Source organism: Anaeromyxobacter sp. SG17 (genome assembly GCF_022690695.1).
Classification (GTDB): domain Bacteria; phylum Myxococcota; class Myxococcia; order Myxococcales; family Anaeromyxobacteraceae; genus Anaeromyxobacter; species Anaeromyxobacter soli.
On the sequence record NZ_JALCYX010000037.1, the window covers coordinates 11,447 to 35,565 of the forward strand.

Consider the following 24,119-nt stretch of genomic DNA (forward strand, 5'->3'; position numbering starts at 1 on the left):
CGCTACGCGCGCCCCTCGCGCTGCTGCTCGCGCTCGATGGACTCGAAGAGCGCCCGGAAGTTCCCCGCGCCGAAGCCCTGGTCGCCCTTGCGCTGGATGATCTCGAAGAAGAACGGGCCGGCCTCGGGCTCGTGGTAGAGCCCCGCCGCCTCGCGCAGGAAGATCTGGAGCAGGTACGAGCCCGGGCCCGCGCCGTCCACCAGGATCTCGAGCTCCTGCAGCGTCTTCACCTCCTCGTCGATCCGCCCGATCCCGGTCTGCTGGATGCGCGCCGGGAGCGCCTCGTAGTAGGAGGCGGGGGTCGGCATGAACTCGACGCCCCGCGCGCGCAGGCCGCGCACCGCGGAGAGGATGTCCGTCACGGTGAGCGCCGCGTGCTGGATGCCGTCGCCGCGGTGGTCCTCGTTGAACACGTTGATCTGCGAGGACTTGAAGGCGGGGCGCCACGGCTCGTTGTTCGCGAACTTCACCCCCGAGCGCAGGTCCTTCATCACGACCGAGCGGAGCCCGGAGCCCTTCTGCGCCTGGACCGCGGCGCGCTTCGCCTCCGCCGCGTCCTTCGTGTGGAACTGCACCTCCCAGAACTCCTCCATCCCGAGCACGTGCTCCATCCAGAGGAGCGCCGGCTTCATGGTCTGGAAGTTGGAGGTGAGGTGGTCGATGTAGCCGAAGCCGAACGCGTTCGCGCCCCCCCTCGGCGCCGCGTGGCGGGCGACGCCCGGGTAGAGCCCTCGGTAGCCGCGCCGCTCGACGAAGCGGAAGGTCGTGTCGCCGAGCGGGGTCGTGATGTTGAAGGTGCGGAGCGTGCCGCCCTCGTCCTCGTGGACCTGGAGGTCGGTGACGGGCGTGCCGCCGCGCTCCTCGAGGAGCCGGAACGCGCGAGCCGCGTCCTCCACCTCGAAGATCACCGCGCCGACGCCGTCCGGGTGCTTGCGCAGGTAGCGCCACGCGCGGCCGCCCTCGCCGAGCGGCTGGGAGCAGAGGATCCGGACGTCGCCGGCCTCGAACGCGGCGGAGCGCTGGTGGCCCTCGCGATCGAGGTCCGGCGTGGACGCGCCCGTCTCCGCGAAGTCCAGCCGCTCGAGGTAGAAGCGCCGGCTCCGCTCGAGATCGTGCACGTAGTAGTGCAGGGCCTCGATGCGGACGATCCCCAGGGGCTCGAGAGTCGTGGTCATGGTGTCCTCCGGTCCTTCGGCGGTGCGTCGGGCTGGCGGTCGGGGTGGGCGTCCTGGAACGGCGCGAGCGCCGCGCACGCCTCCTCGATCCGCAGGAGCGTGGGGTAGGGCGCGACGTCCAGCGAGAACCGCCGCGCGTTGTAGAGCTGGGGCACGAGGTAGCAGTCGGCGAGGCCGGGCGCCTCGCCGTGGCAGAAGCGGCCCGTCTCGTCGTCCTGCAGGGCGCGCTCGAGCGCCTCGAGGCCGCGGCGGATCCAGAGCGCCGCCCACTCCTTCTCGTAGCCGGGCAGCTTCTCGCGGAGGGTGCGCAGCACGATGGCGTTCTGCAGGGGCTGGATACCGGAGTTCACGTGCTCGGCGAGGGCGCGGACCCGCGCCCGCCCGTCGAGGTCGCGGGGCAGGAGCGGCGCCTGCGGGTAGCGCTCGTCGAGCCACTCCAGGATCGCCATCGACTGGGCGAGCCGCACCGAGAACCCGTGCTCCGAGACCTCCAGCACCGGCACCTGCGCCATCGGGCTCCGCTGCTGGTAGACCGGGTCGAACTGCTCCTGGGCGAGCAGGTTCACCGGGGCGTACTCGTAAGGGAGCCCCTTCAGCGCGAGCCCGATGCGCACGCGCCAGGCGGACGAGGAGCGCCAGTAGGAGTAGAGCCGCATCACGGCGTCACCACCCGCTGGTCGATGGTGCCGAAGACGTTCCGGCCGGCCAGGTCCCGCACCTCGATCTCGATCCGGTCCCCGGGCGCGAGGAACCGCGTCCGCGGCGCGCCGTGGTCGATCATCTCCCGGGCCCGCTGCTCGGCGATGCACGAGTAGCCGCGGGCGCGGTCGGCGTTCGAGACCGTGCCGCTGCCGAGGATCGTGCCGGCCGTGAAGGCGCGCGTCCTCGCCACGTGCCGGAGGAGGTCGTGGAAGGAGAAGTGCATCTCCGGCCCCGTCTCGACGTCGCCGACCCGCTCGCCGTTCCAGCGCACCGTCATGCGCAGGTGCAGCCGGCCGCCCCGCCAGGCCTCGCCGAGCTCGTCGGGCGTGACGGCGAACGGGGAGAACGCCGTCGCTGGCTTCGACTGGAAGAACCCGAAGCCCTTGGCGAGCTCGGGGGGGACGAGGTTCCGGTGCGTGACGTCGTTCGCGAGGCAGACGAGCCGGACGTACCGCTCCGCGTCGGCCGCCGCGACGCCGCGCGGCACGTCGCCGAGCACGACGCAGACCTCCGCCTCGAAGTCCATGCCCCAGGCCGGATCGGGCAGGGGCAGGTCCTCGCGCGGCCCGAGCAGCACGCCCGAGCCGCCCTGGTAGACCAGGGGATCCTGCTCGAGGGTGGGCGGCGGCTCCGCGCCGCGCGCCTTGCGGACGAGGCGCACGTGGTTCAGGTAGGCCGAGCCGTCCACCCACTCGAACGCGCGCGGCAGGGGCGAGAGGAGCCGGGCAGGGTCGAGGGGCTCCGCCCTGGCGCGATCGGCGTCGAGCGACGCGGCGAGGGCCCGCAGCGCGGGCTCGCGCGCCTCCCAGGCGTCGAGCGCGGCCTGCAAGGTCGGCGCGACGCCGGAGGCGTCGGCGAACGCGGCGCCGTCCCGGCGCACCACCACGAGCCGCCCGTCGCGGCTCCCGTCACGTAAGGTCGCGAGGCGCATCTTCGGGCGAAGGGTCTAATGGGCGCCCGCCCGAGACGCGAGGTGCGCGGGGCGTCCCGTGTAGGGCGAGCGGGCGGCCGTGCCGTGCCGCGTCGCGGCAGGCGCCGCGCCGCCCTCGAGAGCATCCCGGGCGAGCAGGGCTATAAGAACCGCCCGTGACCGCCCTCTCGCTCTCCGCGCACGCCTCCATCTCGGAGCTCCCCGCCGAGGAGTGGGACGCCCTCTTCGCCCACGAGCCGGCCCGGGCGAGCCCGTTCGTGCGCCACGCGTTCCTGCGGGCCCTCGAGGAGAGCGGCTCGGCCTCCCCGCGCACCGGCTGGCGCCCGCGCCACCTCGCCCTCCGCCGCGGTGGGACGCTCGTCGCCGCCGCGCCGGCGTATCTGAGAGGCGGCTCCGACGGGGACTTCTCGCGCGACTGGGAGTGGGCGGCGGCGGCCGAGCGCGCCGGGATCCCGTACTACCCGAAGCTCGTCCTCGCCGTCCCATTCACGCCCGCCACGGGCCGGCGCGTCCTCGTCGCCGGCGGCGAGGACCGGCGCGCGCTCGCCGCCGCGCTCCTCGCGGGCGCACGGCGGGTCGCGCAGGACGAGGGCGCGCACGGGCTCCACGTGCTCTTCGCCGACGCGGAGGAGGCGCGCGAGCTCGAGGAGGTCGGGCTCGCGCTGCGCGTGGACTTCCAGTACCACTGGCGGAACGAGGGCTACGCCTCGCCCGAGGAGTTCCTCGCGCGCTTCCCCTCGAAGCGCCGGAACGCGCTCCGCCGCGAGCGGGCCGCGCCGGAGCGCCAGGGGATCGCGATCCGCACCGTGCGCGGCGACGAGCTCTCGCGCGACCCGGAGGGCTGGGCGCGCGCGTGCTACCGGCTCCACCGGGCCTCGACGGACCGGATGGTGTGGGGGATGCGCTTCGTGAACCTCGGCTTCTACGAGCGCGCCCTCGCGTGGCTCCCCGACGCGGTGGAGGTGGTGGAGGCGCGACGCGAGGGGAAGCTCGTCGGGATGGCGTTCAACGTCGCCGGCCCCGACCGGCTGTACGGGCGCTACTGGGGCTGCGTCGAGTCGCACCCGTTCCTCCACTTCAACGTGGCGCTGTACCACTCCATCGACGAGTGCATCCGGCGCGGCACCCGGGTCTTCGAGGGCGGCGCGGGCGGGGAGCACAAGGTCGCGCGTGGCTTCGAGCCGGCGGAGACCTGGAGCGCCCACCTCCACCTCGACCCCCGGCTCGACGTGGCCGTGCGCCGCCACCTCGCGGACGAGCGCGAGGAGCGCCTCGTCGCCGTGCGGCGCTGGCGCGAGGAGCACCCCCGGCTCGGCGGGTGAGCGGCCGGTCTTTCAGCGCGCCCAGGCGAGCGTGAGCTCGCGGCGCCACACCGCGCCGCCGTGGACGCTCGCGAGCGCGCGGGCGTCGGCGAGGAGCGCCGCGAGGGCGCCCTCGCCGAGCGCGGGGCCGACGTAGGAGAGCGAGCGAAGCACGGCGTCGAGCCGCTCCGGCCCGAGCTCCTCCTCGTCGTCGAAGCCCTCCGTCTCGGGCGCGCCGAGCCCCGCGACGGAGAAGAGGAGGCCGACGGGCGGCGCCGCCGGCCGGGCCTTGAAGTTCGCGGCGGCGATCCGCTCCGTGAGCGCGGCGAGGAACGGGGTGTCCGCGAGCCGCGGGGTCACCACCGCGAGGACGCCCGCCGGGGCGAGGAGCCGCGCGGCCTCGCGCGCTCCGCGCGTGGGATCGACCCACTGCAGGGCGTCCGCGAGGACCACGAGGTCGAACGCCGCCGCGGCGAGGCCGGTCTCCTCGGCCGCGGCGTGCACGGCGGTGACGCGCGGCGCGCCCGCCGCCGCGAGGACGTCGAGCATGGCGCGCGCCGGCTCGACCGCGTGCACCTCGGCGCCGAGCGCCGCGAGCGGGAGCGCGAGCTGGCCGGTGCCGGCGCCGAGGTCGGCGACGCGCGCGCCCGGACCGCCCGCCAGCGCGAGCAGCCGCGCGACGAGCGGCGAGGGGTAGCCCGGCCGCTGCCGGTAGTCCTCCGCGAGCCGGTTGAAGACCCAGCGGGAGGGATCGGAGACGCGGACGCCGTGGCGGGACACGGGCCTAGCCTAATCGAGCCGCGCCCGCCGGGCGCCCCGCGGCCGGGAGGACCGCGGTGGCGCACACGGAGCGGCGAGGCCGGTGGCGTCAGCGGCCGGCGCGCGGCATGCGCCACTCGAGGCCGGCGACGGCGCGCACGTTGTCGTAGCTCCAGCGGATGTCGTAGTAGCGGCCGGCCGGATAGACGCCGGGGACGTAGTCCGGGTAGTTCGTGTCGCGCGTGATCCACTCGGCCTCCGCGCGCAGCGCGAGGCCGCCGGCGAGCGCGTAGCGGAGCTCGCCGCCGAGCGCGAGGCGGTTGTCGTGGAGCCGCGCCCCGTCCGACGTGTTGGTCTTCGAGTCCGGCCCGTAGCCCCGCAGCCACGCCTCGGCGCGGAGCTCGGCCGCGAGCCGCTCGGTGAGCGGGGACTTCACGATGAGGCGAGGGTGCTGCCCCTGGTAGGAGTAGTAGCCCTGCCAGGCGTCGCGCTGGACCTCGTACCCGTAGCGGAGCGACACGTCGACCTTGCCGCCGAGCTTCGAGAGCTCCACCTCCACGGAGGGCTCGAGCGTGTCGAGCTCCTGCTCCGGGTTCCCGCTCGTGGCGCCGGTGCCGGCGTCGCGCGCGAGGAGCGTGAAGTCCTGGCGGTGGGCGTAGTCGATCCGGAACGCCGTGGCGTAGCGCTCGCCCAGGATCCGCCACGAGGCCTCGAGCTGGTTCTGGCCGTTGTCGCGGGGCGTCAGGTGCATCGGCACGGCCGGGTCGAAGTTGGGGTCCTCGACGTAGGAGTACGAGACGTAGCGGTACTTGAGCCGCAGGTGCTGGTGCGCGAACGGCGTCGCGTAGAGGTTCAGGCCGGCGCGCCACGTGAAGTAGCCGTAGCGGTCGGTGCCCGGCATGTCGCCGAGCGCGTCGCGCTGGTAGAGGTCCTCCCAGCCCGGCCGCCAGGCGCCCCCGACCGACGCCTCGGCGCCCAGGCGGAGCCGCTTCAGCACCCGGTACTCGGGCTCGACGCCGACCGAGCCGGTGGTCTCCGACAGCGTCGCGCCGAAGGTCTGCCGGTGGGCGAAGCGGACGGGCAGGTCGAGCTGGAAGGCGCCGCTCCGGAGCTCGGGCGTGAGCGCACCCTCGGCGAGGAGGAGCGTGCCCGAGTCGCGGCGGACGCCGTAGCCGTCGAAGGCGCCCGCGTACAGGCCGGCGCGCGCGTCGAGCGTCCACTGCGGCGTGGCGTCGGCGGCACCGGCGGGGGGCGCGGCGGCGAGGAGGGTGAGGGCGGAGGCGAGAGCGAGGGAGCGGATCATCGCGGGGTTCCTTGTCACGGGCAGACGCACGGCGGGGTCGCGCCGGCGAGGTAGGTCGCCGTCGAGGAGACGTAGGGGCTCGAGGGGAAGTCGGCGGAGAGCTTCGCGTAGGCGGCGCAGGCCGAGGCCGGGGCGGGATCCGACGCGTGCGGGGTGGTGCAGAACTGCCAGGTGGAGTTCACGTAGGTGCGCGCGAGGTAGTGCAGCGCGTTGTCCGCGTAGGTGCTCGTCGCCGGGACGGCCCGGAACGCGGCGTCCGCCGCGGCGAGGTCCGCCGGGTCGAGGCCCGCGCTCGCGTAGTAGAACGCGTGCGCGTAGCGGGCGCGGCCGAGCCAGTACTGCGCGGAGCCCGCGAACGTCGTCGCCGGCACCGCGAGGGTCCGCTGGAACGCCGCGATCGCCGCCTCGAGGTTGGCCTTGCGGGCCGCCGCCTCGGAGGCGGAGAGCCCGGTGACGGTGGCGGTGGCGTTCACCGGCTCCTCGAGATAGCTCCGCCCGAGGTAGTACTGCGCGTTGTCGTAGTAGGTGCTCGTGGCCGGCACCGCAGTCAGCTCCGCCTCGGCGAGGTCGAGCAGGGCGGCCGCGCCGAGCCCGTCGCCGGCGTTCGCGCGCGCGAGCCCCAGCTCGAAGTCGCACCGGCCGAGGTAGTACTGCGCGTTGTCGGCGTACGTGCCCGTCGGGGAGGCCGCGAGCGAGCGCTGGAACTGCGGGCGCGCGGCGGCGTAGTCGCCGAGCTGGAACCGGGCGCGGCCGTCGAAGTAGGCGGCGTTGTCGATGAAGGGCGAGGAGGCGAAGGCGGCCTGCATCGCGTCGAGGCGCAGCGCCGCGTCCTGGAGCTCCGCCGGATCCCCGCCGAGGACCCCGCGCTCGTAGCTGCAGCGACCGGCGAGGTAGGCGGCGTTGTCGAGCCGGATCGAGGTGGGGAACTGCACCGGCAGGGCGTCGAACCTCGCCCGCGCGTCCGCGTAGTCCTGGAGCGCGAGCGCCGCCTTCGCCGCGCTCGCGGCGGGGTCGGTCGCGGCGAGGGCCCGCGCGTCGGCCGCGGCGACGTTGGCGGCGTCGTAGAGCGCGAGCCCCTCGGCGAAGAGCGAGTCGCCGGGGCGGTTGGGATCGATGGGGACCTTGCCCGGCGCGCTCGCGCCGTCATGCCCGCCGCTGCACGCGAGCGCGAGCGCGGCGAGGGCGGCGCAGCAGGCGAGGCCGCGCGAGATGTTCAGGTGACGCTGGTGCACGGGGGAGCTCCTCGGTGGGGCGCTAGGGCGCGACGGCGGTGGTGGGGGTGGCGAGGTGCGGGCCGAGGGCGCCCGTGCCCGCGCATCGTGAAAGGAGGCCCTGCACGGCCGGGTCCTTCGGGGCCTCGGCGAGGAGCCGTCGCGCGGTGCGCTCGCAGGCGGCGCGGTCGCCCTGGCGGGCCGTGAGCTCCGCGAGGCCGGCGCGCGCCTCGAGATCGCCGGGGACGAGGTCGAGGAGCTCCTCGAACGCCTTCCGCGCCTCCGCGAGCCGGCCGGCGTCGAGGTGCAGCTCGGCGAGCGCGCGCAGCGAGGGGGCATGGGCGGGGTCGATGGCGAGCGCGCGGGCGAGGGCGTCGCGCGCCTCGTCGCGGCGCGAGACGGTTCCGAGCACGAGGGCGAGGTCGTAGAGCGCCGACACGCTGCGCGGCGAGCGGGCGAGCAGCGCCTGGTACGCGGCGATCGCCTCGTCCGGCTTCCCGGCGCGCGCCGCCGCGACGCCGAGGGAGAGCTGCGCGGCGTCGTAGCCCGGGCGCGCCGCGAGCGCGCGCCCGAGCGAGGACCGCGCCTCGTCGAACCTCCCCGCCTCGGACTGGAGCTGCCCGAGCGCGAGCCACGCGGGCGCGTACTTCTCGTCGAGCGCGATCGCCTTGCGGTAGGCCGCCTCCCCCGCGGCGCGATCGCCGCCCGCCTCCTCGAGCTTGCCGAGGTTCACCCAGGCGGCGCCGTAGGCGGGGCGCAGGCGCAGGGCCTCGCCGTACGCGGCGCGCGCCGCGGCGGCGTCCCCGGCGCGCTTCTCGAGCACGCCCAGGTTCAGGTAGGCCTCCGGGTAGTCGCCCTTCGCGACCTCGATGGCCTTGCGGTACGCCTTGCGCGCGTCGTCGTCGCGGCCGTCGCGATCCGCGACGAGCGCCGCGAGGAAGTGATGCTCCGGCTCCGCGGGCGCGTCGGCGACGAGCCGGTCCGCCTCGTGGCGCGCGCGGGAGAAGTCGCGCGACTGGAGCGCGAGCCGCAGCAGGCGGCGGCGGGCGTAGCGCTGGGTGGGGTCGAGCCGGAGGGCGCGGTCGTACGACTCGAGCGCCGCCGCCGTCTCGTCGGCCCGCTCGTGCGCGCGCCCGAGCAGGGAGTGGACCGCGGCGAGGTCCGGCGCCACCTCGGCGGCCCGGAGGAGCACCTGCACGGCGCGTCGCACGTCCGGGGCGGAGCCGGTGCCGAGCCAGGCGCGCGCGGTGCCGAGCAGGATCTCCGCGCTCGCCGGCGCGTACTCGATGGCCTTCGCGAAGCGCCGCTCGGCGTCCTCCCGCCGGCCGGCCGCGAGCTCGGCCGTGCCGAGCGCCACGAGCGCGCGGGCGCGGTCCTCGTTCGAGCCGGACTGGGCGGCGGGCGCGAGGATGGCGACGGCGCCGACGGGATCTCCCCGGCGGCGGAGCAGGTTCCCGAGCGCGATGCGCGCCTCGCCCGTGGGCCGGAGCGCGAGCGCGCGACGGAGATCGCGCTCGGCGCCGTCCAGGTCGTCGAGGCGCGCGCGGGCGAGCCCGACGCGGAGCGCGCGCTGCGGGCCCGGCCCGAGCTGCTCCGCCCGCACCAGGTGCGGGAGCGCCGTCGCCGCGTCGCCCGCGGCGAGGAGCACCGCGCCGAGCTCCTCCTCCACGGCGGCGGAGCCGGGGCTCTCGGCGAGGGCGGCCTCGTAGAGCTTCAGCGCCTCCGGCTTCTCGCCCCGGCGTGCGGCGCGCCGGGCGCGGGCGTGGGCCTCCGAGACCGGCCCCTCCTCCCCGGCCGCGGCGGGCGCGGCTGGCGCGTCGCCCTCGTCCCCGAGCGACTCCTCGTCGCCGGCGATGGAGATGACGAGCGGGTCGTTGCCGCGGCGCGCCGCGAACCCCTCGAGCGCGAGCGCGCCCGCGAGCAGCACGCCGAGGAACAGGAGCATGGGCCAGAGGCGGTCGAGGACGAGGCGGTTCATGCGGCGCTCCCGCTCGCGGCGAGCGCGCCGGGGACCTCGACCACCGCGGGGAGCCCCGCGAGCGCGTCCCCGAGCGCGACGCCGGTCACGTTCTGGATCTCGAGGCCCGGGCGGGCGTTGATCTCGAGGACGAGCGGGCCGCGCTCGCGGTCGACGACCACGTCCACGCCGAGGTAGCCGAGCGGCACGGCCCGCGCGGCCCGGCGCGCGACGTCGAGGATCTCCGGCCAGCGGGGCAGGGCGATCCCGACGAGCGGCGCCCCCGACTCCGGGTGGCGCTCCACGGCGCGCCCGTGGTGGAGCGCGCGGGAGGTGCGGCCCGTCTCGAGCTCCACCGCGATGCCGAGCCCGCCCTGGTGCAGGTTCGCGCGACCGCCCGACTCGGCGGTGGGGACCCGGATCATCGAGAGCACCGGCTCGCCGCGCAGGGTGATGACGCGCACGTCGCAGAGCCCGTCGGCCCAGAGCGCGGCGAACACGTCGTGCGGGTCGACGCGGCGCTCGACGAAGGCGCGGTCCTCGAGCTGGTTCGAGTGGACCCCGAAGACCACGTCGGCGAGGTGCCGCGCGAGCGCGTGCGGGGTGAGGAGCGCGCCGCCGGCGCGGCGCCAGCCGCCGGCGTCGGGGAGCCACTCGCCCGCGACGAGGATCCCACCGCCGCCCGAGCCGTTGGCCGGCTTCACGACGAACCGCGACCGGCCGCGCAGCGCCTCGACGACCCCGGGGACGGAGAAGAGCCCGTCGCACACCGCGAGCGTCTCCGGGACCGGCACGCCCGCCTCCGCGAACCGCTCCTTCGCGAGGAGCTTGTCGTCGGCGAGCGGGTAGTCGCGCCGGTCGTTGTTCGGGTAGACGAGGACGAGGTTGCGGCGGTTGATGCCGTAGACCGCCTCGCGGCGGGCGAGGAGCGCGCGCACGCGGCCGCGCGCCGCGGCGAGGAGGCTCACGGCGCGCCTCCGGTCAGGAGCCCGCGGAACCGGCGGTACTCGCTGAGGCGCATCCCCACCCAGCGCCCGAGGTACACGTTCGCGGCGACCGCGAGCAGCAGCACCTCGGGGAAGCCGATGACGAGCACCTGCAGCGCGAGCGAGTTCATCACCACGTAGCAGGCGAGCATCACGACGAGCGTGCCCCCGAGCTCCTTGCCCGCCGCGCGCGGCCCGTGCTCGGTGAGCGACAGGTAGAAGCGCTCCGCGCAGATGGCGAGCACCGCGAGCGGGAACATCGTGACGTGCGTGAGCCCCGCGACGCCCAGCCGCTCCGCGAGCATCGAGGTGCCGACGAGCGTGACCACCACCGCGGAGAGGAGGATCGCGAGCGTGGGCGAGTGGAGGAGCTCGAGCCGCGCGACGGCCCAGCGCGCGGTGGCGACCGCCGCGACCACGATGAGCACCGCGAGCGCGCCGTAGCCCGCGCCGGTCTCCCCCGCCGCGGCCGCGAGGAGCGCCGGCAGGAACGTGCCGAACGTGGGCATGCCGACGACGTTCCGGAACAGCACGGTGAGGAGCGCGCCGATGGGGAGCATGAGGATCGTCCGGAGCAGGCTGAACGGCAGCTTCAGGCGATCGAACAGGCCCCACACGTCGAGGAAGGTGAAGGAGGCCTTCGCGCGCGGCGACGGCACGAGCTGCGTGCGCGTGTCGAACCGGTAGTCGAAGTTCACGTCCGAGGTGTGCCGGAACAAGACCTCGTCGCCGTAGTACAGGGAGAGGTAGCGCTCGGGCAGCTCGGCGAAGTGGTCGTTCGTCGGGCAGAACGGGATCCAGTGGCCGGACACGTACGCCTCGACCCACTGGTGCGAGGTGCGCTTCACGCCGGGCTCGAGGATGAGGCCGCCCACGAGGCGCGCGGGGATGCCGGTCGCGCGCGCGAGCGCGACGAACAGGCGGCTCTTGCCGTTGCAGCTCGCCTCGCCGAGGCGGAGCGCGGTGAGCGCGTCGGTGGTCCCCTTGAACGGCCGGGTCGTGAGCCCGTGGGTGTAGTCGTGGATCCGCCGCAGCCGCTCCATCACGGTCCCGCGGTCCGCCCCGATGCGGGCGAGGGTGGCCGCGATCTCCGGCGCGTCCACCTGGATCTCCTTCTCCGGGCGGAGCGCCGCCGCGGTCGAGGGAGGATAGGAGGACGGCACGGCGAGCTCGGCGGGGATGCGGTACGAGACGCGCCGCGGCACGATCTTGACGGTGTGCCGGATCTCCGCGCCGTCCGGCACCTGCGCGCCGACCCAGGTCGCCACGCGGTTCGGGCCGTCGAACACCTGCGAGAGGTGGAAGCCGGCGGACTCGGTCCGCTCGTCGGAGATCGTCTGCCGCGCGTCGCTCGCGGGGAGGAACGTCCGCACGCGCACGTCCCCGCCGTGCCCGTCGAGCCGCAGCGCGTACGTGACCTCGTACTGCCGCACCGGCAGGACGTCCGCGAGCGAGTAGCCGAGCGCGCGGACCTTGTAGAGCATCAGGCCGGCGGTCGCCGCGACGAGGGCGACGATCGTGACGGCTACCTTCCGGGGGTGCGCGACGGACATGAGGGTGCGGCGGATGATCGCGGCTACTCTCCGCCCGGTCAACCGTGCGCTCCCTCGCCCCCTTCGCCGACAGGTGGGACATCCTGCGGCGAGCGGTGCGCACGCGCACCTCGGCCGAGCGGCGTGTTCGGGCTCCACGTCGGGCCCGACCGCGCGTAGGCTCCGCACGACCGAACCGGAGGACCGCGTGATATCCGACGAGCTCCGCGCCGCCGCCCGCCGCGCCGGCGCGCTCCCCGACGAGGCGCTGCTCGCCGAGTGCGAGGAGGCGTTCTTCGTGGGCAGCGGCCCCGGCGGTCAGCACCGCAACAAGACCGAGAGCGCGGTGCGCCTCGTCCACCGCCCCACCGGCGTGACGGTCACCGCGACGGAGCGGCGCAGCCAGCTGCAGAACCGCGCGGCGGCGCTCGCGCGGCTGCGAGAGCGGCTCGGCGCGCTCGCTCACCGCCCGAAGCCGCGCCGGCCGACGAAGCCGACGCGCGGCTCCAAGGAGCGGCGCATCGCCGAGAAGAAGCGGCGCGGCGAGCGGAAGGCCACGCGGCGGGGATGGGACTGAAGGACGGCCTGCGGCGCGCGAGCGGCCGCGGGCGCGAGGTGAGAGCGCGCGGCGCTCGCGGCTCGACCTCAGTTGCCGAGCTGCGACGCGAGCGGGATCGGCGCCACGACCCCCGCGGCGACGAGCCGCTCGAGCGAGGCGCGCACCTCATCGGCGGCGATGCCCGCCGCCTCGAGCTCGCGGACGAGATCCGGGACGCCGAGCCGCTTGCCGCGGAGCTCCGCGAGCACGATCCCGTCCGCCGGCGCCACGCGATGCGGCCCTGCCCACGCGGCGAGCGCGGCGTCGAGCGCGGCCCGGCCGCTCGAGCGCGCCTCCGCGACGACGTTGCGGTACGCGGCCTCGGCGTCCGCGCCCTCCGGGGAGAGCGTGAACTTCTGCCCGCGCGGCCATCGCTTCGCTTCGTTGCGTTTGCCCAGCATCGGCGGGAACTTATGCGGCCGAGGCCGGGTGGTTGTCAATCATCGGCTCCCCTGGGACCTGGTGGGAGCGGAGCGTCCGCCTCCCCCGGCCGCGGAGCGGCGCAGGGGCGGGCGGCTCGTCAGCAGCCGCCCGGCTCCAGCCGGGGGTTGAAGGCGACGAGCCCTTCGCGCCCGAAGACGCGCTGGATCTCGATGCGGAGCCCGTCCACGAGCTCTCGCTGGCGCGCCTCCGCCAGGAACCGGATCCCGTCCTCCTCGATCACCACGTCGCGCTGCGGGTCGGCCGTCTCGTCCAGAGACAGGTTGAAGCTCACGCCCCCTCAGCCATGGCCGACGTGGATCCGGACGTACTGCGCGTGCTCGCCCGTGCTGGCGAGCGCGCGGAGCGTCTCCAGGGCGCGGGGCTCGATCTCGATGACGGGGTCGGGCTGGGAGGTCATGGGTGCGTTGGAGCCGTTCTCCGCGCGGAGGGTTCCGGAGCTCGGGCCGTCCGCGGGTGAGGGGAGGGGGAGCGCGAGGAGGCCCCGTCGCGGGCTGGACGCAGGACCCCACTCCACCCATGAGATGGCGTCGCATGGAGGAGGAACGCGAACGCCGGCAGCGGGCCGCCCCGGGGTGGGGGAAGGCCCAGGTCCTCGCCATCGGCCACTCCACGCGACCGATCGCGGAGCTCGTCGAGCTGCTCCGGGGCGCGGACGTCGTCACGGTGGCCGACGTCCGGACCATCCCGCGCTCGCGCGCGAACCCGCAGTACGAGGGGCCGGCGCTCGCGCGCGCGCTCGCCGCCGCGGGCATCGGCTACGAGCACCTGCCCGCGCTCGGCGGCCTCCGGCGCGCGCGCAAGGACTCGCCCAACGCGGGGTGGAGGAACGCGAGCTTCCGCGGCTACGCCGACCACATGGCGACGCCCGAGTTCGAGGAGGGGCTCGTCCAGCTCCGCACGGTGGCCCGCGGGGGGCCCGTCGCGATCCTGTGCGCGGAGGCGGTCCCGTGGCGCTGCCACCGCTCCCTCATCGCCGACGCGCTGCTCGCGCGCGGCGTCGTCGTCCAGCACATCGTCGGGCGCGGGCGGACGCGGCCGCACCGGCTCACGCCGTTCGCGCGGATCGAGGGGCGCCAGGTGACGTACCCCGAGCCCGCGCCCGACGATCGCGGCGCCGGTGGCGGAGGACGATGACGAGCCCCACCACCGCGCTCGCGAGGAGGACGGCGTTCGTCGCGACGAACACCGGGTTGCCGACGAGCGCGCTGTAGAGCGTGAAGCCGGTCGAGGCGGCGATCTGGCCCACGAAGAGCCAGCGCGAGACGCCCTCGCTCGATCCCTCCTTCCACTGCTTGTGCACCTGCTTCGCGAGGGTCGCGACGAGGACGAGGGAGCTGAGCCAGCCGAGGAGCTCGGTCACCCGTGAACGGTGCGCCTCCGCGCCGGGCCCGGCCACCGTTTGCGTTCGCCCCGCCCGCCGGGCGACACTCCCGCCCCCTCCCGCCCCGAGGAACCCCGTGCGCACGCTCCCGCTCGCCCTCCTGCTCGCCGCCGCGCTCGCCGCCCCGGTGGCGAGGGCCCGGCCCGTCCCCCCGGCGGCCGTGCGCTCCCCGCCCGCGAAGGGCGGCGCGCTCCCGCACGAGGTGGCGGGGCTCGTCCGGCGCTGCGTAGAGGCCTACGGCGGCGAGGCCGCCCTCGCGCGCGCCGCGCGGAGCGTGCACGAGGGGACGGTGACCTCGCTCCTCCACCCCGGCGCGCCGGGCCGCATCGGCCGCGCCTACGCGCGCCCCGCCCGCCTGCGCGTCGAGGTGGCGTTCGGCGACGCGCAGGACGCGGAGATCCGCGTCCTCGACGGCGGGCGCGGGTGGCGTCGCGGGCAGGAGGTCACGGGGCCGCTCCTCACCTCGATGATCCTGCAGGCGGCGCGCATGGACCTGCCCGCGCTGCTCGCCGCGCCGGGCGCCAAGGTCTCGGCGCGCGGCACCCTCGCGCTCGGCGGCAAGGAGCTGCGGGTGCTCGCGCTCGAGCTCGCGCCGGGGGTCGTCGTCGAGGCGGCCATCGACCCCGACTCCGGCCGGATCCTGCGCTCGCGGGGGAGCGGGGCCGGGCCGGCGCCCGTCGAGTTCATCACGACCTACTCGGACTTCCGCACGGTGGACGGAGTGCTCGTGCCGTTCCACGAGGAGAACTGGGCGAACGGCAAGACGACCGGCGAGACGGTGCTCTCCCGCGTCGAGTTCCCCGCGTCCTTCCCGCCCGAGCTGTTCCGGCCGTAGCTCCGCCCGTCACGCCCCCACGCGCTGGAGCGACAGGAGCGGCAGGTCCGGGTCCCGCGGCGAGGTGAGGTCGATCTCGCACTGGATCATCCAGTCGACCTCTCCCTGCTCGTCCACGATCCGCTGGACCGCCTCCCAGCGCCGCGGCCCGAGCTCCTTCACGAACGTGTTGTGCGGGCGGCGCGCGGCCGGGGTCGTGTCGATCCGCTCGTGCTCGGCCCAGTACGGCGCCATCGCCTCCTCGAGGCGGGCCGGCGTGAGGTCGCCGCCCGGCGCGAGCGCGGCGACGGCGGCCGCGGCGTCCTTGCGGGCGAGCGCGACGAGCAGCGCGTGCAGCTCGGTGCGGATCCGCGCGGCGAACGCGCGCGGGTCGGCCCAGATCGGCGGCGGCCCGAGCGTCTCCGTGACGGCGGCGCGCGCGTCGACCACCCGCGCCTGGTATGCCGGGTCGCGCATCCGCTCCCACTCGTCGATGAGCGAGGAGTCGACGCCGCGGACGGTGGCGCGCAGGAAGGCGATGACGTCCAGGAGCGCGTCGTCCCGGTAGGTCTCCGGGACCGTCTGCACGAGCGTCTTGTAGGCCTCCGAGAGGTAACGCAGCACGAGGCCCTCGGAGCGCTGCAGCTCGTACTCGCGCACGTAGTCGCCGAAGGTCATGAACCGCTCGACCATCTCTCGCGCGACCGACTTCGGGCGGATGTTCTCCTGCCCGACCCAGGGGTGCTTCGCGGCGAACTCGTTGAAGGTCGCGTAGACGAAGTCGCGGTTCGGCTTCGGGTACTCGACCTTCTCGAGCTCCGCCATCCGCTCGTCGTACTCCATCCCCTTCGCCTTCATCTCGGCGATGGCCTCGCCGCGCGCCCTGTCGAGCTGCTTCCACAGGATGACGTCCGGGTCCTCCAGGATCGACTCGACCGTCGAGAGCACGTCGAGGGCGTAGGTCTCGCGCTCGGCGGGGATGCGCGGCAGCGTGTCGAGCAGGTAGAGCGCGAGCGTGTGGAAGAGCGAGAAGTCCTTCTGCAGGCCGCGCGAGGGGCGCACGTAGGCGCCCCGGTAGCCGTCGACGCGGCGGACCTCCACGAGCCCCGCCCCGCGGAGCGTGCGGAAGCGCTGCGCCGCGAGCCGGCGGTGCTTCGCGCGGACGTGGTCGTTCCCGTGCGAGCGCCCGATGAGCGCGACGAGGCGGCCGTAGCCGCCGCCGACCCGCGAGGTCTCGCTCTGCAGGAGGTTCACGAGGAGGCCGAAGGTCGGATCGAACCGGCTCTCGAGCGGCTCCGGCTCCTTCTGGATGAGCTTCTCGAAGGTGCTCCTGTCGAAGTGGACGTAGCCCTTCGTCGGCGGCTGCTTCTTCACCACCTTCTTGCCGGCGGCGGCCTTCTCGGCGAGCTTCTTGTTCTCGATGACGTGCTCGGGCGCCTGCGCCACCACGAAGCCGCGCTCGTCGAACCCCTTGCGCCCCGCGCGCCCGGCGATCTGGTGGAAGTCGCGCGCCGAGAGGATCCCCGTCTTCTGCCCGTCGAACTTGCAGAGCTGGGTGAACAGCACCGTGCGGATGGGGATGTTCACGCCCATGCCGAGGGTGTCGGTCCCCGACACGACCTTGAGGAGCCCGCCCTGGGCGAGCTTCTCGACGAGGAGCCGGTACTTGGGGAGGAGCCCCGCGTGGTGGAGCCCGATGCCGTGCCGGAGGAAGCGCTGCAGGTCCTTGCCGTAGGGCGAGTCGAAGCGCACGCCCTCCAGCATCGCGGCGATGCGCGCCTTCTCCTCCTTCGAGGAGAAGTTCGCGCTCATGAGGTTCTGCGCCTGCTCGGCCGCGGCGCGCTGCGTGAAGTTGACGAGGTAGATGGGGGCGCGGTTCGCCGTGACGAGCGCCTCCAGCGTCTCGTGCAGCGGCGTCTCGCGGTACTCGTACTCCAGCGGCACCGGCCGCGCCGCGTGGCGCACCGCCGCCACCTCGCGCCCCGTCACCTGCCGGAGCGACTCCTCGATCGCGCGCGTGTCGCCGAGCGTCGCGGACATGAGGAGGAAGCGCGTGTCCTCGAGCGCGAGCAGCGGCACCTGCCAGGCGACGCCGCGCTCCCGGTCGCCGTAGTAGTGGAACTCGTCCATGACGACCGCGTCCACGCGGGGGCCGGCCTCGCGCACCGCGAGGTTCATGAGGATCTCGGCGGTGCAGCAGACGATGGGCGCGTCGCGGTTCACCGCGCCGTCGCCCGTCATCATCCCCACGTTGTCCGGGCCGAACAGCCGGCACAGGTCGAAGAACTTCTCGTTGACGAGCGCCTTGATCGGGCAGGTGTAGAAGGACCGCTTCCCCTCGGCCATCGCCTGGAAGTGCAGGAACGTCGCGACGAGCGACTTGCCCGAGCCGGTCGGCGTGTTGAGGACGAGGTGGCGCTCGTCGAGGAGCTGGAGGATCGCCTCCTCCTGGTGCGGGTACAGCGTGAGGCCGGTGGCGCCCACCCACGAGACGAAGCGGTCGAGCACGGCGTCGGGAGCGAGGGTCTCGCCCGGCGACGGGAGGAGCGCGGCGAGGGGGGCCTCGCCCGGGGTGGCGGCGGCGGTGGTCATGGGCGGAGGCTTTCGTACCGCGCGCCGGCCGCCGGCGCCAGGGCGGACCGGCGCGGCGCGGCGGCGCGGGCTGCCCCGGACGGCGGACGGCGCCCCTAGACCCGGAACCCGTCGGCGATCGCCGAGATGCGCGCCGCGGTCGCGGTCAGCTCCTGCGCGGCGCCCTGCAGCAGCTGCACGCGCGCGACCGTCTCCTCCATCCCGCGGTCGAGGTCCCGCATCGCGCCGGCGATCTGCGCGACCCCCTGTGACTGCTGCTGGACCGCGGTCGCGATCTGCAGCGCCGCGTCGCTCGTCTCCCGCACGAACGCCCCGATCTCGCGCAGGCTGTCCCCGGAGGCGCGGATCCGCGCGACCGAGCTCTCCATGCCGCGCGTCCCGCTCTCGGTCGTGTCGAGCGTCGCCCGCACCGCGCCCACGATGTCCTCGACGATCCGGGCGATGCGGCCCGCGCTCTGGCCCGACTGCTCGGCGAGGGCGCGCACCTCGGCGGCGACCACGCCGAACCCCTTGCCCGCCTCGCCGGCGCGCGCCGCCTCGATCGAGGCGTTCATCGAGAGCACGTGCGACTGCACCGACAGGTCGCGGACGCTCTCCACGATGTCGCTCACCTGCTGCGTCTGATCGAGGAGGCGCGACGACCGGCCGAGGATCTCCCCGACCGCCGCCTGGATCCGGTGCAGGCCCTCCACGCTCACCTCGGCGGCGGACTGCCCCTCGCTCGACAGCTCCGCCGCGCGCCGGGCGACGTCGAGCACGGAGGCGGCGCGGCTCGCCGCGACGGCGGAGGTCTGCTCGAGCTCCCGCGTCGTCGCGCTCGTCTCCGAGACGCCCGCCGCCTGGCGCTCGAGGATCGCGTTCTGCGCGCGGGCGTGCTCCGCGAGCCGCTCCGCGGCGCCCCCGAGCTCGGTGGACGAGCGCTTGAGCGCGGCGACGATCTGGCGGAGCCGCTCGTTCATGCGCCGGAAGCTGAAGGCGAGCGTCCCGATCTCGTCGCCGGTGCGCAGGTCGATGTCGTGCGTGAGGTCGCCGTCGGCGATGCGGAGCGCGGCGCGGTTGAGCGCCATCACCGGCCGGGAGAGGCGCCAGGCGAGCACCCAGGCGAGCACTGCGGAGCCGACGGCCGCCGCGAGCAGGATCGCCGCGCTCACCACGATGGCGCGGCGCTGCAGGTCCCGCGCCGCCTGGAACCCGCTCGCCATCGCCTGCCGCGCCCGCTGCGTCTCCGCCGCGAGCGCGTCCTTCACGGCGAGGAAGCGGGCCGACGCCGCGCGCGCCATCGCGTCGTCGGCCGGCGCGGTCGCGCCCCGCACGCGCGCCGCCGCGCGCTCCCGGGCCGCGCCGTACCAGCCCTGGAGCCCGTCCACGAGCATCGCCGCGCGATCGTCGTCCACGGACCGCGTCGGCGCGGCGGCGAGCCGCGCGAGGAGGTCCTCCTGGAGCACGTCGGCCGCCTCGAGCGCGTTCGGGTCGCGCTGCTCCGACGCCTCCTCGAGCTGCCGCTGCACCCGCGCGAGGCTCGTCTCCAGGTCCTGGAAGAGCTGGAGCGTGGGGAACTCCCGGGTCTCCACGCGCCGGAGCTCGTCCGCGGCCGACGAGGAGAGCCGGGAGGAGACCACGGTGGCGAGCAGGGTCGCGACGGCCGCGATGAGCGACGGGGCCACGATCTTCTGGCGGAACGAGAGGGCGAGCGGGCGCATGGTCCGCGCGGAGGATAGCATCCCCGTCCCCGCTGCCCGAGCGGACCGACGGCGCGGGCCCGACCGTGCCACGCGGGCCGCGGAGGTGCGACGTCGCGGCGCGCGGCCGGCCGGCCGGGAGTGTGGCGGGGCGGAGGGCGTTGCAGCACAATCCGGCGGCACCCGGGACGAGGGGGAACGGCGGAAACATGAAGCGGCTCGGCTACGACTGGTTCGGTGCCCTCATCGGCGTGGGGCTGCCCGTGGTGGCGACGCTCGTCGAGGCGTATCGCCACCTCGGCACGCTCGCGCCCGGCGCGCTCGTCCACACCCACCTGCACCAGCCGCTGCTCTGGCTCATGGACACGACGCCCTTCGTCCTCGGCGCGGTCGGCAGGCTCGTGGAGCGGCAGCGCGGCGAGCTCCTCCGCCAGAGCGCGGAGATCGTGCGCCAGAGCGACGAGATCGTGCGGCTGGAGCAGGCGCGCCGCGAGAGCTTCGATCGGACGGCGAAGGAGCTCTTCCACGCGGCGCAGGGGCTGCTCGGGAACGTCGCGGCGTTCACCCGGACGAGCTCCGGGGCGGCCGCGAGCGTCCGCGAGACCACCTCCGCGATGAGCCAGCTCTCCCAGAGCGCCAGCTCCGCGGCGCTCACCGCGGAGACGGTGATCGGCCTCGCCGTCCAGGCGGAGCGCCAGAGCGCGCAGGGCCTCGCGCAGGCGGAGGCCTCCGGCGCGGAGCTCCTGCGGCTCGCCGAGGAGGTCCGCGGCCTGTCGCGGCAGATCGAGGCGCTCGACGCGCGGATGCGCGACGTCTACGACCTCGGCGATCTCCTGCGCGACGTGGCGGACCGCTCCGAGCGGCTCGCGGACGGGGCCGCCGGCATCGCGGCGCGCGCCCCCGGCGCGGAGGGGCTCGGGGACGTGGCCGAGCGGCTGCGCCGCCAGGGCGCCGAGACCCGCAGCGCCGCCGCCCAGGCGCGCCAGACCCTCGCGGACGTGCACCGGGCGATGCTCGACGCGGTGAGCGCCGCGGAGGGGGGCATCGCGCACGCCCAGCTCGGCGCCTCCGCCGCGATCCGCACCGCCGAGACGATCCGCGGGCTCGCGACCGCCCTCTCGGAGTCGTCCCGCGCGGCGCGGGAGATCGCGCGCGTCGCGCAGCAGCAGGAGGGCGCGATCGAGCAGGTGCTGAAGGCGATGAACGAGATCGCCCACGCCACCGACGACACGCTCGCCTCGACGCGCGAGGTCGACCGCGAGGCGCGCGCGCTGAACGAGCTCGCGACGTTCCTGAGGGCGGCGACGAAGTCCTGACCCGCGGCGCGGGCGCCGTCAGCGCCGCCGCGGCGCGCTGAACAGCACCTCGAGCTTCCCGGTCCGGCCGTCGCACCGCTCGACGTGCTCGGGGATGACCCGCAGGAGCGCGAGCTCGCGCTGCTCCGGCCCCTCGGGGAACCAGCGCACCCACGACGGATCCCAGAGCTCCTGCGCGAGCTTCTTGTCCTTCAGCACCTCTCCCCGGCCGGACACCGAGACCGTCGTCCCGTCGGCGGCGTCGAAGAACGCGAGCGCGCAGCGGGCGTCGGCCTCGAGGTCCTTGCACTTGCTCGACGCGACCGAGGTCGCGAACCAGATCTCCTCGCCGCGCACCTGCTGGCGCATCGCCATGGGGCGGGCGTGGAGGTGGCCGTCCTCCGCGCCGCGCGTCGTCAGGATCGCGGTCCGGTAGCCGGAGAGGAGCGTGGCGTACCCGTGGGGATCGTCGGAGGCCATGCTCGAATCATGGGGGCTGCGGCGCGCGCGGACGCGCGCCGGTTGGGGGCCTCGGGGGTCGTGCGCCGCTCAGGCCCGGTCCTTCCAGCGCGTGTGCCCGAGCCACTCGCGGACGGAGGGGCGGGCGAAGATGGCGCGCGCGTAGTCGGCGAGCCGCTCCGGGCAGGGGTCGTGGTTCGCCGCGAGGCGCTGGAGCATGAGCGCGAGGTCGGCGTCCGCGGGCGTGAACGCGCCGGTGAGGAACGACGCTCCGGCCGGCAGCGCGCGGTCCGCCATGCGGACGAGCCGCTCGGCGTCGGCGCGCCCGACCGCCGTGAGGGGCTTCGCGGGCTCACCCGAGAAGAAGGTCGAGGTCGGCCGCTCGGCGCGCAGCGCCCCGAGGTCGCTCCGGACGAGCGCCTGGATCATGCGGACCTTCGCGCGGGCGCGGGGGTCGGCAGGGTAGAGCCGGGGATACGCCGGCGGGCCGAACGCCTCGTCCACGTACTCGTCGATCGCCGACGACTCGGCGAGCCAGAAGTCCCCGTGCCGCAGCGCCGGCACCCGCCCGGTGATCGACGCGTCGGCGTACTCGGGGCGCTGGTGCTCCCGCCGCTCGAGCGACAGGAGCTCCATCCGGAACGGCACGCCCTTCTCCTTCAGGGTGACGAACGCGGAGAACGCGTAGGGGCTCGTCCAGCTGTCGGTGCCGTAGAGGATGAGTTCGTCGGCCATGTCGAAGAACCGTAACGCCGGACGGAAGCCCCGTTCACGCCCAACGCGAGCCATGCGGCAGAGGCGCCCCCGCGGGGCACAACGGCCGCTACCGTGGGAGGGCCCCGCGCGAAGCGCGGGAGGGGCGAAGCCCCTCCGGCGGGGAACCTGCGCGCACCCGCGAAGCGGGCGCGCAGGTTCACGGGCCCCGCCGAGCAGGGGTGGGGCCCCGGCGACGGCGGTCAGCCGTCGACGGGGCGGGGGCGGCAGCCCCCGTTCAAATGCCCAAGCCCCCGCTACTTGACGATATCCAGGAGCTCGATCTCGAACGTGAGGACCGCGTTGCCCGGGATGACCGGCGGGCGGCCCTGGGCGCCGTAGGCGATGTCGGACGGGCACACGAGCTTGGCCTTGCCGCCGACCTTCATCTTCTGGAGCCCCTCCGTCCAGCACTTGATGACGCCGCCGAGCGGGAACTCCGCCGGCTGGCCGCGCTGCACCGAGCTGTCGAACACCTTCCCGTTCACGAGCGTGCCCGTGTAGTGGACCTTCACCTTGTCGGCGGCGGTCGGGGTCGCGCCCGTGCCCTCCTTGATGGGGAGGACGATCGCGCCGGACGCCGTCTTGATGGCGCCCTTCTCGCCCGCGGCCTTGGCGAGGAACGCCGGGCCGGACTCCTTCTCCTTCGCAGACGCGGCCGCGTTCGCCTTCTCCATGCGCGCGCGGGCGAAGTCGTTCACCGCCTGCCCCGTCTTGGGATCGAGGTCCGTCTTCGCCTTGCCCGTGGCGCCGTCGCGGATGCCCTTCATGACGATCTCGAGCTCGGCGGGAGAGAGGGCGAACACCTGCAGGCTGTTCGCGACCGCGAGGCCGACCGAGTAGAGCGTCTTCTCGGTGTCCGCCGGGCTCTCCTTCTGCGCGCCGGCGGCCGGGGCCGGGGCAGGGGCGGGCTTCTTCTCGGCCGCCTTGCCGGTCTGGGCGTGCGCGGAGGCCGCGAGCGAGAGCGCGGCGAGCAGGGCGAGTGACTTCTTCATGTGGAGCTTCCTTTCGTGTGCGGCGCTTCGAGCGTCGCGTCCTGCGGGGTCGCTGCGGGCACCGCGCGAGCCTCGGCGGCGCGAGCGTCGAGCTCCGCCAGCTTGCGGTGCAGGAACCTGAAGATCGCGACGAACACGCTCGCCACGGGGACCGCGAGCAGCGCGCCGACGAGCCCCCAGGTGCGCTCGCCGATGACGAGCGCGAGGACGATGAGCACGGGGTGGATCTTGGAGGCGTCCCCCATGATCTTGGGGTTCAGGACGTACGCCTCGAGCGCGTGGATGACGAGGATCCACCCGAGCGCCAGCGCGGCTTTCGAGAGGCCGCCCGCGGTGAGGGCGAGCAGCACGATCGGGACCGAGGAGAGGATGGTGCCGAAGATCGGGACCACGTAGAGGACGGTCGCGAGGGCGGCGAGCGCGAACGCGAACGGCACGGGGATGAGCAGGAGGCCGACGAGCGTGAGCGTGCCGTTCACGACCATGATCGTGAGCTGGCCGCGCACCACGCCGGAGAGGCCCGAGTCGATGCCGCGCAGGAGCCGCCGGAAGTCGTCGCGCAGGTTGCGCGGCACGAGGGACTCGAAGAACCGCACGATGCGCGGCGCGTCCATCGAGATGAACGCGGTGAGCATGAAGAGCAGGATGCAGAAGAACAGCGTCTGGATGGTGCCCGCGATGACGAGGCGCGAGAACGAGACCACGTCGCCGACGCGCCCGCGCATGCCCTCGCTGGCGTGGTGCAGCGCGTCGGCGATCCCCGCCGCGAGGTCCACCGAGAAGCGCGCCCCCTGGCGCGTCCCCTCGGAGGGCAGCACGTCGACGGGGATCCCGTAGCGCTCGAGGAACGCGTCCATGCTGCGCACCCAGCCCTCGATCTTCTCGGGCGTGATGCTCGCGAGGAAGTCGCGCAGCTCGACGAGGCCGCGGACCGCCTCGCGGTAGATCTGCGGCAGGATCGAGACGCCCGCGAGGTAGGCGAGCGCTCCGAGCGCGGCGTACACCACGAGCACCGCGGTCCAGCGCGGGACGGGGCGCCCGGCGACGCGCGTGCGCGAGAGCCGCGAGATGAGCGGATCGAGCACGTAGGCCGCGAGCGCCGCGAGCACGAAGGGCAGGAGCACCGGCCACGCGATCAGGAAGATCGCGAGGACGAGCGCCCAGACCACCGCCGTCAGCGCGATGAGCTGCGCGCGGGGTCTCTTCCAGAGCGGTGCGCGGAACGGCATCGGCGCGCGAGTATCCCCCATCG

Annotated in this window: 23 protein-coding genes; 5 read left to right on the forward strand and 18 right to left on the reverse strand. The window is 74.9% G+C overall.

From position 1 onward, the window contains the following. Positions 1-2: 2 nt before the first annotated feature. The 3 genes from MNY60_RS14285 to MNY60_RS14295 are packed head-to-tail and all read right to left on the reverse strand — an operon-like array spanning position 3 to position 2,808. Positions 3-1,175 carry a 4-hydroxyphenylpyruvate dioxygenase family protein gene (locus MNY60_RS14285; RefSeq protein WP_242340228.1) on the reverse strand — a complete coding sequence of 391 codons (1,173 nt, stop codon included), beginning with the start codon at positions 1,173-1,175 and terminating at the stop codon, positions 3-5. After that, positions 1,172-1,831 (reverse strand): maleylacetoacetate isomerase, encoded by a 660-nt coding sequence (gene maiA / locus MNY60_RS14290; RefSeq protein WP_242355057.1) that lies wholly within the window; start codon positions 1,829-1,831, stop codon positions 1,172-1,174. Before maiA ends, MNY60_RS14285 begins: the two co-directional genes overlap by 4 nt. Continuing rightward, the gene (locus MNY60_RS14295; RefSeq protein ID WP_242355059.1) at positions 1,831-2,808 is read right to left on the reverse strand and encodes a fumarylacetoacetate hydrolase family protein; all 978 of its coding nucleotides are present in this window, start codon (positions 2,806-2,808) and stop codon (positions 1,831-1,833) included. Before MNY60_RS14295 ends, maiA begins: the two co-directional genes overlap by 1 nt. Before the next feature lie 155 nt (positions 2,809-2,963). Here MNY60_RS14295 and MNY60_RS14300 point away from each other — a divergent pair, with 155 nt between their 5' ends. Then, positions 2,964-4,130: a GNAT family N-acetyltransferase gene (locus MNY60_RS14300; RefSeq protein ID WP_242340231.1), complete on the forward strand. Its 1,167-nt coding sequence runs from the start codon at positions 2,964-2,966 to the stop codon at positions 4,128-4,130. A 12-nt stretch (positions 4,131-4,142) separates the two neighbouring features. Here the strand turns inward: MNY60_RS14300 and MNY60_RS14305 are convergent, their stop codons facing one another. The 6 genes from MNY60_RS14305 to MNY60_RS14330 all read right to left on the reverse strand — a co-directional run bounded on the left by MNY60_RS14305 (position 4,143) and on the right by MNY60_RS14330 (position 11,878). Beyond that, on the reverse strand, positions 4,143-4,889 hold the full coding sequence (locus MNY60_RS14305; RefSeq protein WP_242355061.1) for a class I SAM-dependent methyltransferase: 747 nt from the start codon (positions 4,887-4,889) through the stop codon (positions 4,143-4,145). Positions 4,890-4,977: 88 nt separating this feature from the next. Then, complete coding sequence (locus MNY60_RS14310) at positions 4,978-6,171, reverse strand: hypothetical protein (protein ID WP_242360899.1); 1,194 nt, start codon at positions 6,169-6,171, stop codon at positions 4,978-4,980. 14 nt (positions 6,172-6,185) lie between these two features. Beyond that, positions 6,186-7,403: a tol-pal system YbgF family protein gene (locus MNY60_RS14315; protein ID WP_242339939.1), complete on the reverse strand. Its 1,218-nt coding sequence runs from the start codon at positions 7,401-7,403 to the stop codon at positions 6,186-6,188. Positions 7,404-7,425: 22 nt separating this feature from the next. Next, a complete protein-coding gene (locus MNY60_RS14320) occupies positions 7,426-9,360 on the reverse strand; it encodes a tetratricopeptide repeat protein (RefSeq protein ID WP_242360901.1) in 1,935 nt (644 codons plus the stop codon). Continuing rightward, positions 9,357-10,307: a sugar-transfer associated ATP-grasp domain-containing protein gene (locus MNY60_RS14325; RefSeq protein ID WP_242339941.1), complete on the reverse strand. Its 951-nt coding sequence runs from the start codon at positions 10,305-10,307 to the stop codon at positions 9,357-9,359. The genes MNY60_RS14320 and MNY60_RS14325 overlap by 4 nt, the downstream gene beginning before the upstream one ends. Beyond that, positions 10,304-11,878, reverse strand: coding sequence for a 7TM domain-containing protein (locus MNY60_RS14330; RefSeq protein WP_242360903.1), 1,575 nt, complete (start codon positions 11,876-11,878; stop codon positions 10,304-10,306). Before MNY60_RS14330 ends, MNY60_RS14325 begins: the two co-directional genes overlap by 4 nt. Positions 11,879-12,065: 187 nt before the next feature. Here MNY60_RS14330 and MNY60_RS14335 point away from each other — a divergent pair, with 187 nt between their 5' ends. Beyond that, positions 12,066-12,434, forward strand: a complete 369-nt coding sequence (locus MNY60_RS14335; protein WP_242360905.1) for a peptide chain release factor-like protein — start codon at positions 12,066-12,068, stop codon at positions 12,432-12,434. 68 nt (positions 12,435-12,502) lie between these two features. Here MNY60_RS14335 and MNY60_RS14340 read toward each other — a convergent pair whose 3' ends face one another. Continuing rightward, a complete protein-coding gene (locus MNY60_RS14340) occupies positions 12,503-12,856 on the reverse strand; it encodes a hypothetical protein (RefSeq protein WP_242339944.1) in 354 nt (117 codons plus the stop codon). A 119-nt stretch (positions 12,857-12,975) separates the two neighbouring features. After that, positions 12,976-13,170: a hypothetical protein gene (locus MNY60_RS14345; protein WP_242355072.1), complete on the reverse strand. Its 195-nt coding sequence runs from the start codon at positions 13,168-13,170 to the stop codon at positions 12,976-12,978. A gap of 260 nt (positions 13,171-13,430) precedes the next feature. Here MNY60_RS14345 and MNY60_RS14350 point away from each other — a divergent pair, with 260 nt between their 5' ends. After that, positions 13,431-14,033 (forward strand): DUF488 family protein, encoded by a 603-nt coding sequence (locus MNY60_RS14350; RefSeq protein WP_242339946.1) that lies wholly within the window; start codon positions 13,431-13,433, stop codon positions 14,031-14,033. Here the strand turns inward: MNY60_RS14350 and MNY60_RS14355 are convergent. After that, a complete protein-coding gene (locus tag MNY60_RS14355; protein ID WP_242339947.1) occupies positions 13,945-14,259 on the reverse strand; it encodes a hypothetical protein in 315 nt (104 codons plus the stop codon). The genes MNY60_RS14350 and MNY60_RS14355 overlap by 89 nt on opposite strands. A 97-nt stretch (positions 14,260-14,356) precedes the next feature. Here MNY60_RS14355 and MNY60_RS14360 point away from each other — a divergent pair, with 97 nt between their 5' ends. Continuing rightward, a complete protein-coding gene (locus MNY60_RS14360; RefSeq protein WP_242360906.1) occupies positions 14,357-15,115 on the forward strand; it encodes a DUF4292 domain-containing protein in 759 nt (252 codons plus the stop codon). 9 nt (positions 15,116-15,124) lie between these two features. Here the strand turns inward: MNY60_RS14360 and MNY60_RS14365 are convergent, their stop codons facing one another. Together MNY60_RS14365 and MNY60_RS14370 are read right to left on the reverse strand one after the other, a co-directional pair. Next, positions 15,125-17,686, reverse strand: a complete 2,562-nt coding sequence (locus MNY60_RS14365; protein ID WP_242360908.1) for an RNA helicase — start codon at positions 17,684-17,686, stop codon at positions 15,125-15,127. Positions 17,687-17,781: 95 nt separating this feature from the next. Then, complete coding sequence (locus MNY60_RS14370) at positions 17,782-19,386, reverse strand: methyl-accepting chemotaxis protein (RefSeq protein WP_242360910.1); 1,605 nt, start codon at positions 19,384-19,386, stop codon at positions 17,782-17,784. Between the two features lie 188 nt (positions 19,387-19,574). On the opposite strand from MNY60_RS14370, the gene MNY60_RS14375 reads away from it, so the two are divergent. Then, complete coding sequence (locus MNY60_RS14375; protein ID WP_242360912.1) at positions 19,575-20,681, forward strand: methyl-accepting chemotaxis protein; 1,107 nt, start codon at positions 19,575-19,577, stop codon at positions 20,679-20,681. A gap of 18 nt (positions 20,682-20,699) precedes the next feature. On the opposite strand, the gene MNY60_RS14380 is transcribed toward MNY60_RS14375, so the two are convergent. The 4 genes from MNY60_RS14380 to MNY60_RS14395 form a co-directional block, all read right to left on the reverse strand. Further along, complete coding sequence (locus tag MNY60_RS14380) at positions 20,700-21,140, reverse strand: pyridoxamine 5'-phosphate oxidase family protein (RefSeq protein WP_242339952.1); 441 nt, start codon at positions 21,138-21,140, stop codon at positions 20,700-20,702. Positions 21,141-21,209: 69 nt separating this feature from the next. After that, positions 21,210-21,854: a glutathione transferase gene (gene yfcF, locus MNY60_RS14385; protein ID WP_242339953.1), complete on the reverse strand. Its 645-nt coding sequence runs from the start codon at positions 21,852-21,854 to the stop codon at positions 21,210-21,212. Positions 21,855-22,129: 275 nt separating this feature from the next. Then, positions 22,130-22,867, reverse strand: coding sequence for an FKBP-type peptidyl-prolyl cis-trans isomerase (locus MNY60_RS14390; protein ID WP_242339954.1), 738 nt, complete (start codon positions 22,865-22,867; stop codon positions 22,130-22,132). Further along, complete coding sequence (locus tag MNY60_RS14395; protein ID WP_242360914.1) at positions 22,864-24,096, reverse strand: AI-2E family transporter; 1,233 nt, start codon at positions 24,094-24,096, stop codon at positions 22,864-22,866. The genes MNY60_RS14390 and MNY60_RS14395 overlap by 4 nt, the downstream gene beginning before the upstream one ends. Positions 24,097-24,119 lie beyond the last annotated feature (23 nt).

Coding starts and splice junctions, on each gene's coding strand:
- MNY60_RS14285 (WP_242340228.1), bottom strand. CDS start 1,175: ATGACCACGACTCTCGAGCCCCTGGGGATCGTCCGCATCGAGGCCCTG.
- maiA (WP_242355057.1), bottom strand. CDS start 1,831: ATGCGGCTCTACTCCTACTGGCGCTCCTCGTCCGCCTGGCGCGTGCGC.
- MNY60_RS14295 (WP_242355059.1), bottom strand. CDS start 2,808: ATGCGCCTCGCGACCTTACGTGACGGGAGCCGCGACGGGCGGCTCGTG.
- MNY60_RS14310 (WP_242360899.1), bottom strand. CDS start 6,171: ATGATCCGCTCCCTCGCTCTCGCCTCCGCCCTCACCCTCCTCGCCGCC.
- MNY60_RS14320 (WP_242360901.1), bottom strand. CDS start 9,360: ATGAACCGCCTCGTCCTCGACCGCCTCTGGCCCATGCTCCTGTTCCTC.
- MNY60_RS14330 (WP_242360903.1), bottom strand. CDS start 11,878: ATGTCCGTCGCGCACCCCCGGAAGGTAGCCGTCACGATCGTCGCCCTC.
- MNY60_RS14340 (WP_242339944.1), bottom strand. CDS start 12,856: ATGCTGGGCAAACGCAACGAAGCGAAGCGATGGCCGCGCGGGCAGAAG.
- MNY60_RS14350 (WP_242339946.1), top strand. CDS start 13,431: ATGGAGGAGGAACGCGAACGCCGGCAGCGGGCCGCCCCGGGGTGGGGG.
- MNY60_RS14365 (WP_242360908.1), bottom strand. CDS start 17,686: ATGACCACCGCCGCCGCCACCCCGGGCGAGGCCCCCCTCGCCGCGCTC.
- MNY60_RS14370 (WP_242360910.1), bottom strand. CDS start 19,386: ATGCGCCCGCTCGCCCTCTCGTTCCGCCAGAAGATCGTGGCCCCGTCG.
- MNY60_RS14375 (WP_242360912.1), top strand. CDS start 19,575: ATGAAGCGGCTCGGCTACGACTGGTTCGGTGCCCTCATCGGCGTGGGG.
- MNY60_RS14380 (WP_242339952.1), bottom strand. CDS start 21,140: ATGGCCTCCGACGATCCCCACGGGTACGCCACGCTCCTCTCCGGCTAC.
- yfcF (WP_242339953.1), bottom strand. CDS start 21,854: ATGGCCGACGAACTCATCCTCTACGGCACCGACAGCTGGACGAGCCCC.
- MNY60_RS14390 (WP_242339954.1), bottom strand. CDS start 22,867: ATGAAGAAGTCACTCGCCCTGCTCGCCGCGCTCTCGCTCGCGGCCTCC.
- MNY60_RS14395 (WP_242360914.1), bottom strand. CDS start 24,096: ATGCCGTTCCGCGCACCGCTCTGGAAGAGACCCCGCGCGCAGCTCATC.